14 protein-coding genes and 1 tRNA gene are annotated in these 15,131 nt (G+C 69.1%); 7 read left to right on the top strand and 8 right to left on the bottom strand.

Annotated elements, in window-relative coordinates; translation table 11 throughout:
• Positions 1-5: 5 nt before the first annotated feature.
• Genes NGJ44_RS07050 through NGJ44_RS07040 form a run of 3 tightly spaced genes read right to left on the bottom strand, consistent with a single transcriptional unit; the run spans position 6 to position 3,368 of the window.
• A complete protein-coding gene (locus tag NGJ44_RS07050) occupies positions 6-800 on the bottom strand; it encodes an HpcH/HpaI aldolase family protein (protein ID WP_053244962.1) in 795 nt (264 codons plus the stop codon).
• 58 nt (positions 801-858) lie between these two features.
• On the bottom strand, positions 859-2,043 hold the full coding sequence (rhmD, locus tag NGJ44_RS07045; protein ID WP_053244963.1) for an L-rhamnonate dehydratase: 1,185 nt from the start codon (positions 2,041-2,043) through the stop codon (positions 859-861).
• Between the two features lie 35 nt (positions 2,044-2,078).
• Positions 2,079-3,368, bottom strand: a complete 1,290-nt coding sequence (locus NGJ44_RS07040; protein ID WP_251863515.1) for an MFS transporter — start codon at positions 3,366-3,368, stop codon at positions 2,079-2,081.
• 319 nt (positions 3,369-3,687) lie between these two features.
• On the opposite strand from NGJ44_RS07040, the gene NGJ44_RS07035 reads away from it, so the two are divergent.
• The 4 genes from NGJ44_RS07035 (at position 3,688) to trpC (ending at position 7,477) form a co-directional block, all read left to right on the top strand.
• A complete protein-coding gene (locus NGJ44_RS07035) occupies positions 3,688-4,644 on the top strand; it encodes a LysR family transcriptional regulator (RefSeq protein WP_235489589.1) in 957 nt (318 codons plus the stop codon).
• A gap of 436 nt (positions 4,645-5,080) precedes the next feature.
• Positions 5,081-5,647, top strand: coding sequence for an anthranilate synthase component II (locus NGJ44_RS07030; RefSeq protein ID WP_053244964.1), 567 nt, complete (start codon positions 5,081-5,083; stop codon positions 5,645-5,647).
• A gap of 13 nt (positions 5,648-5,660) precedes the next feature.
• A complete protein-coding gene (gene trpD / locus NGJ44_RS07025) occupies positions 5,661-6,692 on the top strand; it encodes an anthranilate phosphoribosyltransferase (RefSeq protein WP_251863514.1) in 1,032 nt (343 codons plus the stop codon).
• Positions 6,689-7,477: an indole-3-glycerol phosphate synthase TrpC gene (trpC, locus tag NGJ44_RS07020; RefSeq protein ID WP_251863513.1), complete on the top strand. Its 789-nt coding sequence runs from the start codon at positions 6,689-6,691 to the stop codon at positions 7,475-7,477. Before trpD ends, trpC begins: the two co-directional genes overlap by 4 nt.
• Before the next feature lie 24 nt (positions 7,478-7,501).
• On the opposite strand, the gene NGJ44_RS07015 is transcribed toward trpC, so the two are convergent.
• Entirely contained in the window at positions 7,502-9,373 is a 1,872-nt protein-coding gene (locus tag NGJ44_RS07015) for a sigma-54-dependent Fis family transcriptional regulator (RefSeq protein WP_251863512.1), read from the bottom strand.
• Between the two features lie 203 nt (positions 9,374-9,576).
• Here NGJ44_RS07015 and adh point away from each other — a divergent pair, with 203 nt between their 5' ends.
• Entirely contained in the window at positions 9,577-11,106 is a 1,530-nt protein-coding gene (gene adh, locus NGJ44_RS07010; protein WP_053246628.1) for an aldehyde dehydrogenase, read from the top strand.
• Positions 11,107-11,164: 58 nt separating this feature from the next.
• On the top strand, positions 11,165-11,545 hold the full coding sequence (locus tag NGJ44_RS07005) for a DUF779 domain-containing protein (protein WP_251863511.1): 381 nt from the start codon (positions 11,165-11,167) through the stop codon (positions 11,543-11,545).
• 251 nt (positions 11,546-11,796) lie between these two features.
• On the opposite strand, the gene NGJ44_RS07000 is transcribed toward NGJ44_RS07005, so the two are convergent.
• Positions 11,797-12,450: a 2-hydroxychromene-2-carboxylate isomerase gene (locus tag NGJ44_RS07000; protein ID WP_053246626.1), complete on the bottom strand. Its 654-nt coding sequence runs from the start codon at positions 12,448-12,450 to the stop codon at positions 11,797-11,799.
• Positions 12,447-12,686, bottom strand: a complete 240-nt coding sequence (locus tag NGJ44_RS06995; RefSeq protein WP_082308552.1) for a DUF2917 domain-containing protein — start codon at positions 12,684-12,686, stop codon at positions 12,447-12,449. Before NGJ44_RS06995 ends, NGJ44_RS07000 begins: the two co-directional genes overlap by 4 nt.
• Positions 12,687-12,857: 171 nt before the next feature.
• On the opposite strand from NGJ44_RS06995, the gene NGJ44_RS06990 reads away from it, so the two are divergent.
• Positions 12,858-13,781 (top strand): LysR substrate-binding domain-containing protein, encoded by a 924-nt coding sequence (locus NGJ44_RS06990; RefSeq protein ID WP_251863510.1) that lies wholly within the window; start codon positions 12,858-12,860, stop codon positions 13,779-13,781.
• 64 nt (positions 13,782-13,845) lie between these two features.
• Here NGJ44_RS06990 and selD read toward each other — a convergent pair whose 3' ends face one another.
• Positions 13,846-14,904: a selenide, water dikinase SelD gene (gene selD, locus NGJ44_RS06985; RefSeq protein ID WP_251863509.1), complete on the bottom strand. Its 1,059-nt coding sequence runs from the start codon at positions 14,902-14,904 to the stop codon at positions 13,846-13,848.
• A 121-nt stretch (positions 14,905-15,025) separates the two neighbouring features.
• Positions 15,026-15,121 (bottom strand) — tRNA-Sec (locus NGJ44_RS06980).
• Positions 15,122-15,131: the final 10 nt, after the last annotated feature.

Raw genomic sequence — 15,131 nt, 5'->3', positions numbered from 1 at the left:
CGGCGTCAGTAGGTGCGCGGCGAGGCGCCGTCCGCGGGTTCGCCGCGGTGGACGGCCAGGTTGTCGCGCGCGGCGCGGCAAAGCAGGCTGATGTCTATGCCCACGGCAATGAAGCGGCAGCCCCAGTCGCGGTAGCGGCGCGCGTCTTCGGGGTCGGGCGCCAGGATGCCGCAGGCCTTGCCCGCGGCGTTGGCGGCCTCGATGACGCCGCGGATGCAGGCCTGCACTTCCGGATGGCCGGGATTGCCGGGATGGCCGAGGTTGATGGACAAATCGGCGGGGCCGATGAAAACGGCGTCCACGCCTTGCGTTGCCGCGATCCCGGCGGCCTGCCCGGCCCCCGCGCGCGATTCGATCTGCACGATCAGGCACAGCGATTCGTGCGCGGTCCGCAGGTAGTCGGGCACGCCGTCCCAGCGCGTGGCCCGCGCCAGCCCGCCGCCGACGCCGCGCACGCCATGCGGCGGATAGCGCATGGCCCGAACGATCTCCTCGGCCTGGGCCGCGCTTTCCACCATGGGAATCATCAGCGTCTGCGCGCCGATGTCGAGCAGTTGCTTGATCAACGCCTTGTCGTCGCTGACGGCCCGGACGACGGGCGCGCTGTCGCAGGCGGCCAGCGCCTGCAGCTGCGCCAGGATGGTGGGCACCGTGTTGGGTGCGTGCTCGCCGTCGATCAGCATCCAGTCGTAGCCCGTGGACGCCACGATTTCCGCGGCATAGGGGTGGGCCATGCCGGCCCAGGCGCCGTATTGCAGCTCTCCCAGGCGGGCCTTGAAGCGGTTTTTCGGCATCATCATGCGAGTCTCCGGCGGTTCCGCCGGCCGCCGAAGCGGGCGCCGGAACCGTGCATATCGGTCAATGGGTGTAGGGGCGGTGGAGCGGGCAGTCGGGGTTGAGCGCGACGCCGAAACCAGGCTGGTCGAGCGCCGAGACGCGCATGCGGCCGTTCTGCGGAACCGGCTCGCCCAGCAACTGCGGGTGGAACATCGGCACCACCTCGTCGGCCTGGGGCGCCATCATCAGGAATTCCGCGAACGGGCTGTTCTGCCGCGTGGCGACGAAGTGGTAGCTGTAGACCGAGGAGCCGTGCGGAATCACGAGCGCGTTGTGGGCGTCGGCCAGGGCCGAGATTTTCAATAGCTCCGTCAGGCCGCCGCACCAGCCCACGTCGGGCTGGATGATGTCGCAGCAACCCATCTCCAGCAACATGCGGAACCCCCAGCGGGTGGCCTCGTGCTCGCCGGTGGTGACCAGCATGCCCGGCGGCGCATTGCGGCGCAGCGCGGCGTAGCCCCAATAGTCGTCGGGCGGCAGGGCCTCTTCGATCCACTTCAGGCCGAACTCGCGCGCGCCGTGGGCGAGCCGGGTCGCGTAGTTGAGATCGAGCGACATCCAGCAGTCGAACATCAGCCAGAAATCGTCGCCGACGCGCTCGCGCATTTCGGCCAGTTTTTCCAGGTTGCGGCGCAGGCCCGCTTCGCCCTCGGCCGGCCCGTGCTGCAGGGGCATCTTGCCGCCGATGAAGCCCAGCTTCCTGGCCAGGTCGGGCCGCGCGCCCGTTGCGTAGAACTGCAGCTCGTCCCGCACCGCGCCGCCCAGCAACTGGTGCACGGGCTCGCCGCGCACCTTGCCCAGCAGATCCCACAGCGCCAGGTCCACGCCGGAGAGGGTGTTGATGGCGATGCCCTTGCGCCCGTAGTACATCGTGGCGTTGAACATCTGGTCCCAGATCAGTTCGATGTCGGTGACGCGCGCGCCTTCGACGAAGCGGGCCAGGTGTTTCTCGACGATGTAGGCCGCGGGCTCGCCGCCGGTGGTCACGGCAAAGCCCACGGTGCCGTCGTCGGCCTCGACCTCGACCACCAGCGTGCCCAGCACGTTTATGCCGAACGCCCTGCGGCTCTGCCGATATTGCGGGTATTTGCTCATCGGCGTGGCGATGTGGTCGTCGATCCAGTGGCCGTCGCCCTGGTCGTGATAATCGGCGCCGCCGCCGCGCAGGGTGTAGGCTCGGACGTGCTTGATGCGAGGAATGTTCATGAAATCTCCTGAATGGGAATCGAGAGGGCGGGGCCTCAGGCCAGAACCGCCTGCTTGGCGTTCAGGCGCAGCCGGATGCCGGCGACCAGCGCCGCCGCGACCACCGTCAGGGCCGCGAGCAGGTACAGGCCCGCCGAGGCGGAGGCGAACGTCTTTTCCGCCCAGGTTTTCAGCACCGGCGCGATGAAGCCGCCCACCGCGCCCAGCGAATTGATCAGGGCGATGCCCCCGGCCGCCGCGCTGCCCGAGAGAAAACGCGAGGGAAAGGTCCAGAACACCGGCTGGACCGAAATGAAGCCGGCGGCGGCCACGCACAGCGCCGCCATCGCGAAGAACGGCGACGACAGGGCAACCGAGCAGGCGATGCCGACGGCGCATGCGGCCAGGGTCAGCGCCGCGACCCGCGCATGCTGTCCGGTGCGGTCGGCCAGGGCGGGAATCTTCCATGCCGCCAGCACGGCGCACAGCCACGGAATGGCGGCCACCAGGCCCACCATGAAGCCCACCTGGCGGCCCATGAGTCCGGCCACCTGGGTGGGCAGGTAGAAGACCACGCCGTACACGCTGGCCTGGATCAGCAGGTAGATCGCGCCGAGGTACAGCACACGGGGCTGGAGCATCAGCGCCAGCAGGCTGCCATGCGCCTGCTTCTGCCGCTCTTCCTGGTCGAGCACGGACTGCAGCTCGCCGCGCTGCTGCGCCGAGAGCCATTTCGCGTCGGCAGGCCGGTTGTCGAGATAGAAGTACGCCCACACGCCCACGGCGCTGGCCATCAGGCCCTCCACCATGAACATCCATTGCCAGCCGTGCAGCCCCCACGCGCCGTCGAACTCCAGCAGCAGGCCCGACAGCGGGCTGCCGAAGATGAAGGCGAGCGGCGCGCCGAAGTAGAAGAACCCCATGGCCCTGGCCCGTGTGGCGGCGGGGAACCAGTAGGTCAGGTAGAGGATCACGCCGGGAAAGAAGCCGGCCTCGGCCACGCCCAGCAGGAAGCGCAGCACATAGAACGTGGTTTCGTCGTGGGCGTACATCATCGCCGCCGAGATCAGCCCCCAAGACACCATGATGCGGCACATCCACATCCGCGCGCCCACGCGGTGCATGATCAGGTTGCTGGGCACTTCGAGCAGCGCGTACCCCACGAAGAACACGCCGGCACCGAAGGCGAAAGCCGCATCGCCGATTCCCGTGTCGGCCTGGAAGGCCGCCTTGGCGAAGCCCACGTTGGCCCGGTCCAGGAAGGCCAGGACGTACATCAGCAGCAAAAAAGGCAGCAGGCGCCACGACACCTTGGCAAGCGTGGCGGAAGATACGTTGGTCGGCATGGTCTGTCTCCTTTCTTTTTTGGGGCGGCGTCCGGCCACGCGCCATCGGCGCGCGCCGACGGCGCGTGCGAAACCGCGCGCATCGCGCTGCGGGCAATGCGGGAAAGCGGTGCTTTGCTGCGGGGAACTAGGCGCGGCGCGGTTGCGGCGCGCGCGGCGCGGGGCCGGCGGGTAATGATCCGATGCTGGACATGCTGTCTCCTGGCGGCGAAGGCGGTTCGCGCGCTGTTATGTGCCCACATCGTAGTGGTGTATGTTGATGCCCTTCCAATCGTTTTTTTGCACATACCGATACCTTGCAGGTATCGAAGGAACGAGCGTGGCTTCCGACGCCCCCATGCCCTTGCGCAGCCTGTTCAACCGCCTGCGTTACCGCCATCTGCTGATGCTGGTGACGCTGGGCTCCAGCGAAAACCTGCACCGCGCCTCGCAGGCGCTGGGCATCTCGCAGCCCGCGGCCACGCGCATGCTGCGCGACATCGAGGCGATGTTCGGCTGCGAGCTCTTCGAGCGGCTGCCCAAGGGCACGCGCCCCACGACGCTGGGCCGCGAGCTGCTGCGGTTCGCCCAGGCCTCGCTGACCAGCCTGGACCGATGCGCCGAAGAGCTGGCCGCCCGGCAGCAGGGAGGCTACGGCTACCTGTCCATCGGCACCATCGTGGGCGCCGCGCCCGGCCTGGTCATGGACGCCATCGCGCAGACCAAGGCGCGCTATCCGCAACTGCGCATCCGCATCATGGGAGACACCAGCGACCAGGTCATTTCCCTGCTCGAGCAGCGACGCATCGACATCGCCATCGCCCGGCGCAGCGACGCCACCGACGACGCCCACTACAGCTTCCAGCCGCTGGGCAACGAGCGCCTGCTGGTGGTGGTGCGGCGCGACCATACGCTGGCCCGGCGGCGCAAGCTGGCGCTGGAAGAGCTGGTGCGCGACTGGCCCTGGATCCTGCAGCCCATGAGCAGCCCCGCCCGGCTGGCGTTCGAGCAGACCCGGCAGGCCCAGCAATTGCCGCCCCCGCAGGACGTGACCGAATGCAGCTCGGTGTATTCGATGCAGCAGCTCATCCAGCTCACCGACGCGGTCATGGTGCTCTCCGAGAGCGCCCTGCGCGACTATCTGGAAATGAAATTGGTGGTGGCGCTGCCCGTGGCCATACCCGCCGAGCTGGCGCCGTTCGGCATCATCCTGCGCAAGAACGAAACCATGACGCGCGAACAGGCCCGCTTCGTCGACCTGCTGCAGAAGCTGGCGCGCAGCGCGGCCCCGGGCTGAAGGGAATACGCGGCCGGCCCGATCCGCACCTGTTTTTCCATTCGACAAAGCCGCGCGGCGCAAGGTAGAATTCCCGGCAAGCCAGTCGCGGCGCAGTCCGCCCGGCCCTTTTGAAATCCGCTCGTCTATCCCATGATTCGCACCGTTTCGATCCTCGCAGCACAGTGGTGGCGCTTCCGCTAGGAAGCGGCACGTTGTTGCGGTTCGAAACTGCACCTTGCCGCCGTCGCCGGTGGCAGGTTTCGAAATCAGTCTATTCCCCCCCCGGCATGGCGGCTCCGACAAACAGGAGATTGCCCGTGCTTTCCGCAGATTCCCTCTTCAGGCCCAGCGCATCGGCACTGCCGAGGCCGGCGCATTCCCCATTGCCCGCGTTCCCCTTCGCCGGGGCCTGAGCGCCTCGCCATCCCCCCATTCCCATTGAGGTTGCAACGACATGCTGCTGATGATCGACAACTACGACTCCTTCACCTACAACCTGGTGCAGTACTTCGGCGAGCTCGGCGAGGACGTGCGCGTGGCGCGCAATGACCAGATCACGCTCGACGAAATCGAGGCGCTGAATCCCGACCGCATCTGCGTTTCGCCCGGCCCCTGCTCGCCGGCCGAGGCGGGCATCTCGGTGCCGGTGATCCGGGCCTATGCGGGCAGGAAGCCCATCCTCGGCGTATGCCTGGGCCACCAGGCCATCGGCGCGGCCTATGGCGGCAGGATTGTGCGGGCGCAGCAAATCATGCACGGCAAAACGGTGGCCATCACGCACCGGGGCTCCGACCTCTTCACCGGCCTGCCCAGCCCCTACACCGCGATCCGCTACAACTCGCTGACCATCGACCCGGACACGCTGCCCGCATGCCTGGAAGTGACGGCCACCGCCCCGGACGGCGACATCATGGGCGTGCGCCACAAGACCCTGCCCATTTACGGGGTACAGTTTCATCCCGAGTCGGTGCTCAGCGAACACGGCCATGCCCTGCTGCGCAATTTCCTGAACCTGGCCTGAATAAGGACGCATCGTGACCATTTCCCCCACCGAAGCCTTGACGCGCTGCATCGAACACCGCGAAATCTTCCACGATGAAATGCTGCACCTGATGCGCATGCTGATGCGCGGCGAAATGACGCCGCAGATCGCCAGCGCGCTGCTCATGGGCCTGCGCGTCAAGAAAGAAACCATCGGCGAGATCACCGCGGCCGCCCAGGTCATGCGCGAATTCGCCACGCCGGTGATCACGCCCAATCCGCAGGATCTGCTCGACATGTGCGGCACGGGCGGCGACGGCAGCCACACCTTCAATATTTCCACCACCGCGATGTTCGTGGCCGCGGCCGCGGGCGTGCCCATCGCCAAGCACGGCAATCGCAGCGCCTCGTCCTCCAGCGGCAGCGCGGACGTGCTGGAGGCGTTGGGCGCCAACCTGGCGCTCACGCCCGACGAGGTAGCCGAGTGCATCTCGGCCACGGGCATCGGATTCATGTTCGCGCCCGCCCACCACGGCGCCATGAAAAACGTGGCCGCCATCCGCAAAGAACTGGCGGTGCGCACCATCTTCAACATCCTGGGCCCGCTCACCAATCCGGCCGGCGCGGCCAACCAGCTCATGGGCGTGTTCCACCCCGACCTGGTCGGCATCCAGGTGCGCGTGCTGGAGCGCCTGGGCTCGCGCCACGTGCTGGTGGTGCACGGCAAGGACGGCATGGACGAGGCATCGCTGGGCGCGGCCACCATGGTGGGCGAGCTGAAGGATGGAGAAGTCAGGGAATACGAGATCCATCCCGAAGACTACGGGCTATCCATGATGTCCAACCGCAGCATCAAGGTGTCCAATCGCGAACAATCGCGCGAACTTGTCATCGAGGCGCTGGACAATGTCGAGGGAGCCGCCCGCGACATCGTCGCCCTCAATGCGGGTCTCGCCATCTACGCTGGCAACAAGGCCGATTCCATTCCCGGGGCCTTGGCGCTAGCATTTGAAATGATTTCCACCGGCGCGGCGCGCGCCAAGCTGGAGGAATTCTGCGCTTATACCCGGAAATTCCAGAAATGAACGATATTCTCGCGAAGATCCTCGCCATCAAGGCCGAGGAAGTCGCTGCCGCCCGCCAGATGCGCAGCGAGGCCGAAGTCCTGCGCGAGGCGCAGGCGCGCCAGGACGTGCGCGGCTTCGCCCAGGCCATCGAAGACAAGATCTCCCAGGGCAAGCCCGGCGTGATCGCCGAAATCAAGAAAGCCTCGCCGTCCAAGGGCGTGCTGCGCGAAAGCTTCAACCCGGCCGAGATCGCCGCGTCGTATGCCGCCAACGGCGCGGCCTGCCTCTCGGTGCTCACCGACGTGCAGTTTTTCCAAGGCTCGCACGACCACCTGCGCCAGGCGCGCGCGGCCTGCCCGCTGCCCGTGCTGCGCAAGGATTTCGTGATCGACCCCTACCAGATCATTTCCGCCCGCGCCATGGGCGCCGATTGCGTGCTGCTCATCGTGGCCGCGCTCAGCCCCGGCCAGCTGCGCGAGATGGAAAGCCTGGCCATGGAGCTGGGCATGGATGTGCTGGTCGAAGTGCACGACGCCCGCGAACTGGACGTGGCGCTCACGCTCAAGACGCCGCTCCTGGGCATCAACAACCGCAACCTGCGCACGTTCGAAACCAGCCTGAAAAATACCCTGGACCTGCTGCCGGCCGTGCCGGCCGGCAAGCGCGTGGTCACCGAAAGCGGCATTCTCAAGCCCGAAGACGTGCGGCTCATGCGCGAACACGGCGTGCACGCCTTCCTGGTGGGCGAGGCATTCATGCGCGCGGAAGATCCAGGCGCGGAACTCGCCCGCCTGATCGCGTAGCGGCCGACGCGCCCGCGGCCCGCCTCAGCGCTCCCGGGCCAGGCCCAGGGCGGCAGCGCGGCGGTACAAGGTGCTGCGGTGCACGCCCAGGGCGCGCGCGGCGGCGCTGACGTTGCCGCCGTGCGCCTGCAGCGCCTGGCGGATGGCGCTGGCTTCCATTTCTTTCAGGTTCGGCGCGGCGGGCGGCGGCGCGGCGCGCAGTTCCGCCGGCAGCATATCGCGCGTGGCCGCGCCGCCCGGGCCGGCCAGCACGCGCAGCGTGCGCAATACCGCCGCCATCTGCCGGTAATTTCCCGGCCAGCGGTAGGCCGCCAGCAGGTCTTCGATATCCGGCGGCAGGGCCGGCGCGGGCCCCGGCCCGCCGTGCAGGCTCTCCCACCATTGGCGCAGCAGCCCGCGCAGGTCGGCGCGGGTGCGCAGGGGCGGCAGCTCCACGGTGTACTCGGCGATGCGGAAATACAGGTCGGAACGCACCGGCGCATCGGGGCTGCCTTGCGCCAGCGGCCGGTGCGTGGCGCACACCAGCGCGAAATCCACCGCCACGGGACGCGCCGCGCCCAGCGGCGAGACTTCGCGCGTCTGCAGCACGCGCAACAGGCGCGCTTGCAGCGCCAGCGGCATGTCGCCGATTTCGTCCAGGAACAGCATGCCGCCGTGCGCCTGCCGCAGCAGCCCCTTATTGCCCTGTCGGCGCGCGCCGGTGAAGGCGCCGTCCTCGTAGCCGAACAGTTCGGATTCGATCAGGCTCTCGGGCAGCGCGGCGCAGTTCACGGCCACGAACGGGCCCTGCGCCCGCCGGCTGCGTGCATGCAGCGCGCGGGCAAAGACTTCCTTGCCGACGCCGGTTTCGCCCTGCAGCAGGATGGAAACGCCCGCATCGCACAGATGCACGGCGCGCGCCAGCGCCTCCAGGGCGGGCGCGTCGAAACTCGCCAGGGGCATGCCGTTGCGTGGCGCCGCGGGCGGCGCGGCCGGCTCGCGCGGCGGCGCCGGCGCGCGCTCGCTGGGCCAGCGCAGGCGCGCATGGAACACGGCGCCCCGGTGCGCGCGCAGCCTGCCGCCCGAAACCGGGCAGCGCGCCAGATCGCCCTCGAAAAGATCGCCGTAGCGGTACACGCCCAGCGCCGTGGGCGGCAGATCGAGCGCCTGCAGGGCGATCCGGTTTGCCGCCACCAGTAGGCCGTCGTGAAAAGCGAGCAAAGCTTCGCCTGGAGCGCCCAGCCCGGCTGGCCGGGCGTGCAGCGCCAGCACGGCGCATTCGGAGTGCGCGTCGAGGAACAGCCTGTGCTCGACCCGGTCCGCCGCGGCCTGCACGCAGGCCAGCACGTCGGGCCGCGCGGCGCCGGCCTGGCTGGAGAGGTCCAGCACGCCCAGCGGCCGGCCGGCGCCGTCCATGATCGGCACGGCAGCGCAGGTGAGGATGCGGTTGGGCTCGAAATAATGCTCGGCGCCATGCACGGCGATGGCGCGGCCCTCGACCAGCGCGGTGCCGATGGCGTTGGTGCCGGCGGCGGCCTCGTCCCAGGATGCGCCCGGCATGAGCGCCACGCGCGAGGCCCGCTGCGCAAAGCCGGCGTCGCCTTCGGTATCGAGCACCAGCCCCTGCGCGTCGCACAGGATGACCAGGCCGCCGCTGGCTCCGGCCTGCCGCTGCAGGGCGGACATGGCCGGCGCGGCCAGCCGGCGCAGGGCCTCGTTGCGCTCGCGCGCTTCGCGCAGCTCGGCCTGGGTCATGAGTTCGGCGCGCCGCGCGCCGCGCATGTCGAAGCCCCGTTCGGCGCAGCGCCGCCACGAGCGCAGGATGGGTTCGGCCACCAGGCCGCCGGGCACGGCGCCCTGCGTATGGAAAAGCTGTCGCGCCTGCGACAGCCACGGCGGAGAGTGGGACTGGGCCATGCATGTCTCCTGGGACGGCGTTCTGCGACACCTGTTCCGCGACAGCGTCGCAAAAAGCGACACCAGCGGGCGCGTGGAAGCCTACTTTCGCACGCGCCCATGCGGCTGTCCAGCCGCCCACGGACATGGCATGCGTTTTGCTTCGTGACAGTCAGGCGGGCGCTCGCCGCCGCCCCATTCCAACCATATCGGAGACAAACGCCATGGACATCGCAACCCGCGTCACGCCCGGCACCTACGGCACCCCCATCGACATCAAGGAGCAATACGAGAATTTCATCGACGGACGCTGGCAACCGCCGGCCAGCGGCCAGTATTTTGACAACGTGACCCCGATTACCGGCGAAACGCTGAACCGCAGCGCCCGCTCGAACGAGCGCGACGTCGAGCTGGCGCTGGACGCCGCGCACCGCGCCGCACCCAAATGGGCGGCCACCCCGCCCGCCGAGCGCGCGCGCCTGCTGCTGCGCATCGCCGACATCATGGAAGCCAACCTGGAGCGGCTGGCCGCCGTGGAAACCTGGGACAACGGCAAGCCCATCCGCGAAGCCCGCGCGGCCGACATTCCCCTGGCCATCGACCACTTCCGCTACTTCGCCTCGGCCATCCGCAGCCAGGAAGGCAGCCTCTCGGAAATCGACGCCGACACCGTGGCCTATCATTTCCACGAGCCGCTGGGCGTGGTGGGCCAGATCATTCCCTGGAACTTCCCCATCCTCATGGCCGCATGGAAGGTGGCTCCCGCGCTGGCCGCCGGCAATTGCGTGGTGCTCAAGCCCGCCGAGCAGACGCCGCTGGGCATCATGGTGCTGGCCGAGCTGATCGCCGACGTGCTGCCCGCGGGCGTGCTCAACATCGTCACGGGCTTCGGGCTGGAAGCGGGCAAGCCGCTGGCCTCCAGCAAACGCGTCGCCAAGGTCGCGTTCACGGGCGAAACCACCACGGGCCGCCTCATCATGCAGTACGCGTCGCAGAACATCATTCCGGTCACGCTGGAGCTGGGCGGCAAGTCGCCCAACATCTTCTTCGACGACCTGGGCGCCGAGGACGACGACTTCTTCGACAAGGCCATCGAGGGCTTCGTGATGTTCGCGCTGAACCAGGGCGAGGTCTGCACCTGCCCGAGCCGCGCGCTGATCCAGGAATCGCTGTACGACCGCTTCATGGAGCGGGCGCTGGCGCGGGTGGCGGCCATCAAGCAGGGCAACCCGCTCGACGCCGACACCATGCTGGGCGCGCAGGCGTCCACCGAACAGCTCGAGAAGATCCTGTCGTACCTGGACATCGGCAAGCAGGAAGGCGCGGAGGTGCTGGCCGGCGGCGAACGGGCGCGGCTGCCCGGCGCGCTGGAGAACGGCTATTACGTGCAGCCCACGGTCTTCAAGGGGCACAACAGAATGCGCGTGTTCCAGGAAGAAATCTTCGGGCCGGTGGTGGCCGTGACCACCTTCAAGGATGCCGACGAGGCCCTGGCCATTGCCAACGACACGCTCTACGGCCTGGGCGCGGGCGTGTGGTCGCGCGATATCAACACCTGCTATCGCATGGGCCGCAGCATCAAGGCGGGACGGGTGTGGACCAACTGCTATCACGCCTACCCGGCCCATGCGGCGTTCGGCGGATACAAGCAATCGGGCATCGGGCGCGAAACGCACAAGATGATGCTCAACCACTACCAGCAGACCAAGAACCTGCTGGTCAGCTACTCGCCGAAGAAGCTGGGCTTCTTCTGAGCGGGCGCGTGCCGGGCGCTTCGGGGCTGCCCCGCGGCGCCCGGCCGGGAGAACGAGCATGGCAGAACACACGCCGCGCGTGGTGGCCACCGACGAGGCGCGCCGCCTCATCAAGACCCTGCGCGCCAAGCACGGTCCGCTGATGTTCCACCAGTCGGGCGGCTGCTGCGACGGCAGCTCGCCCATGTGCTATGCGCAGGGCGAGTTCCTGGTCGGCGGCTCGGACGTGCTCCTGGGCGAGCTGGAGGGCTGCCCGTTCTACATGGGCGAAGACCAGTTCGCCTACTGGGAGCACACGCAGCTCATCATCGACGCCGTGCCGGGCCGCGGCGGCGCGTTTTCGCTGGACAGCGCCGAGGGCATGCGCTTTCTGCTGCGCTCGCGCCTGTACACCGACGAAGAATGGGCACGGGTGGCGCCCGTGAGCCGGGCCGGCTAGGCCCGGTGCGCGCGGCGGGTGGCGGCCGCGCGCCGGCTCCGGGGGCTGGGGCGCGTCAACCCTGGGCGCCCGGCTTTGCGCCGTCCCCGGGCCGGGCACCGGGCGCGGCCTGGCCAGACTGTTTCCACTGGAACGACACGCGCCGGATGCGGGCGGCGCGGAACTGGGTGATGGAGCGGCCGCCCGGCATGGGCGCGCCGCGCAGGGAACTGCTGGCGTTCTTCATTGCAATACGGAAGGTTGGGAAAAAATCAGCTCGCCCGGGCGGCGGGCGCCCAGGCGGTGGCGGGCGAAGCCCGGCGGGTCCAGTCCAGGGCGTCTTCCAGGCGGTCGTTGCCCCAGAACATTTCGCCGTCCACGAAAAACGTCGGCGCGCCGAAGATGCCCAGGTTGCGCGCCCGGTCCACCTGCCGGCGCAGCGTTTCCTTGACGCCCTCGCTCTTGGCGCGGGCGATGAGCCCGTCGGCGTCCAGGGAGAGGTCGAGCAGCAGCTCGCGCACCACGTCTTCGGACTGGATCTCGCGGTCGTGCTGGAAATTGGCGCGGAACACCGCCAGGCAGAAGTCGCGCCCCCAGGATTCGTCCTGCCCCAGGATGGCAATGCGGGCGGGCAGCACGCTCATGCGCGGAAACAGCCGCGGGCGGCGGTAGACGACGCCGTACTTCTCGGCCAGGCGCGCAATGTCGCGCATCATGTACGCCCCCTTGCCGGGAAACAGCCGGAACGGCGAGTCGTTCCAGCCCTGGGCCTGGAAAATCGGGCCCAGCAGGAACGGACGCAGGTCCACCGTCACGCCCGACTTGCGCGCCAGGTCGCCGATGCGCTCCATGGCCAGGTAGCTGTAGGGGCTCGCGAAGTCGAACCACATCTCGATGCGGGGCGCGAGGGGCAGCGGTGCATTCATGGACAAAGCTCCAGGTGGCCGGCGGGCTGGGAAACGAGGGCGACCTGCGCGTCGGGCAGGCCGCTGAGCACGACGTCGCAGTCGCTGCCGACAGTCAGCGCCTGGCCCGCGCGCAGCACGCTGTCGTCGGCGCGCTGGTATTCCGACACCCAGAGCAGGCCGGCCCGGCACTGGATGCGCGTGCCGGCGGCGCGCCGCAGCCGCACCACCGATCTGCCGTTCAGATGCAGTGACATTCCTTCGGAGCAAGAGAGCTGGATCATGGCGCGCCTCCGGCCGCATTGACGGCCCCGGCGGCGGACGGCGCGGGCCATTCCGCACCGTTTCCGTCGCATGAGTGATATTGAACGCCCGGCGGGCTATATTGCTCAAGCGACATTTGCGCGCGCATCGCATGAGTAACAGGAATGTCATACCCCCTCGCCAAGCTGCCTCCGCTGGATCTGGTCAAAGGCTTCGTCGCCGTGGGGCGTCACATGAGCATTACGCAAGCGGCCCGCGACCTGCACGTGACCCAGTCGGCCGTCAGCCGGCAGATCCGGGCCCTGGAGGCGCATCTGGGCGTCGCGCTGCTGGTGCGCGGCTTCCGCAGCGTGACCTTCACGCCCGAAGGCGCGCAGCTGTTCCGCATGGCCGACGCCTGGCTGGGCGAGCTGGGGGAACTGGCGCAGGAGCTGCGTGCGCCCCAGCGGCGCACGCCGGTCACCATTACCACCACCATCGGCGTCGCCTCGCTCTGGTTGCTGCCCCGGCTGGGCGGTTTCCAGGCCGCCCACCCGGACATCGACGTGCGGGTGGCGGCCGACAACCGGGTGCTGGACATCGACCGCGAGAGCGTGGACATCGCCATCCGCTACAGCCCGCGGGAGGCCGTGCCCGAAGACGCCGTCTGGCTGTTCGGCGAATCCGTGGTGCCGGTGGCGCACCCCATGCTGAACGTGCGCGCCCTGAACGCGGCCGAACTCGCGCGGCACGTGCTGCTGGAATTCGACGACCCCACCCGGCCCTGGCTGCAGTGGCAGGAGTGGCTGGCCGCGCGGCGCCTGGGCCGGGCGCGGCCCAAGAGCATGCTGCGGTTCAACCAGTATGACCAGATCGTGCACGCCGCGCTGGCCGGCCACGGCATCGCGCTCGGCCGGCTCGCCCTCATCGCCCCCATGCTGGCGGACCGCCGGCTGGTCGTCGTGGGCGACCCCGCCGACGCCGCCGAACACGCTTACTGGCTCGTGCGCAATGCCCGGCGCAGCGCGCCGGACACCGCCGTGGTGCTGCAATGGCTGCTCGAACAAGGACAGGCAACGGCGCGCGACCTGCCGCGCGCGCCGGCGTAGCCGCGCCGGCCCCGGAACCCGAGCGCGGGCCGGCGCTTTTTTCAGCGCCGGCTGGCCCCCGGGATCAGTCCACCCGCACGCCGGCCTGCCCCGCCCGCATTTCGCCCACCACGGCCGCCTGCGCGAAGCCCTGGTCGCGGAAAACGGCCAGCACCGCCTCGGCCGACTCGGGCGCGCAGGCCACGAGCAGGCCGCCCGAGGTCTGGGGATCGGTGAGCAGCGCCCTTTCGGTGTCGCCCACGCCCGGCCCCAGCCTGACGGACTCGCCGTACGACTTCCAGTTGCGCCCCGACGCGCCGGTCATGACGCCTTCGGCGGCCAGCGCCTGCACGCCGGGCAGCCACGGCAGGGAATCCAGCCGCAGGCAGGCCGACAGGCCCGCGCCGCGCGCCATTTCGAGGGCGTGGCCGAGCAGGCCGAAGCCGGTGACGTCGGTGATGGCGTGCACGCCGTCCATGGCGGCCAGCGCGGCGCCCGGGCGGTTCAGGCGCGTGGTGGTTTCCAGCATGAGGCGGTAGCCCGCCTCGTCGAGCCGGTTTTTCTTCAGCGCGGCCGACATGATGCCCACGCCCAGCGGCTTGCCCAGGATGAGCACGTCGCCGGCGCGCGCGTCGGCGTTGCGCTTGAGCCGGCCGGGGTGCACCAGGCCCATGGCGGCCAGGCCGTAGATGGGCTCGACCGAGTCGATGCTGTGGCCGCCCGCCACCGGGATGCCGGCGTCGGCGCACACGGATTCGCCGCCGCGCAGGATGTCGGCGATGACGCCGTGCGGCAGCACGTTGATGGGCATGCCCACGATGGCCAGCGCCATGATGGGCGTGCCGCCCATGGCATAGACGTCCGACAGCGCGTTGGTTGCGGCGATGCGGCCGAAGTCGTAGGGATCGTCCACGATGGGCATGAAGAAATCGGTGGTGGCGATGAGCGCCTGCTCGTCGTTGAGCCGGTACACCGCGGCGTCGTCCGCCGTCTCGGTGCCCACCATCAGGTTCGGATAGCTGGCCGCAGGCCCGAAACGCGCCAGCAGCTCCGACAGCACGCCCGGCGCGATCTTGCAGCCGCAGCCGCCGCCGTGCGACAGCGAAGTCAGGCGCGGCGTCGCCGACGCTGCATCCTCGGTCATTTCGTTCTCCCGTATATGAACCGGGAAAAGAATAGCATCGTGACCGGACGCCGTGACCAGACACCGTGACCAGACACCGTGACCGGACGCCGCGACCGCCAGCCCCGGCCGCCGGCGCGGATGGCGGAAGGCAGCAGGAGTCGAACCTACCTGGGAGCGTCTGACGCCCCCAACTGGGTTTGAAGCCCAGCCGTGCCACCGGACACGAATGCCTTCCGTGCGATGCC

Origin of the sequence: Achromobacter sp. Marseille-Q4962, from assembly GCF_943737005.1 — a bacterium.
In the GTDB taxonomy this organism is placed as follows: Bacteria; Pseudomonadota; Gammaproteobacteria; order Burkholderiales; family Burkholderiaceae_B; genus Achromobacter.
The sequence above is the reverse complement of the archived record's forward strand: the minus strand, read 5'-3'. Positions and strand labels throughout refer to the sequence as shown.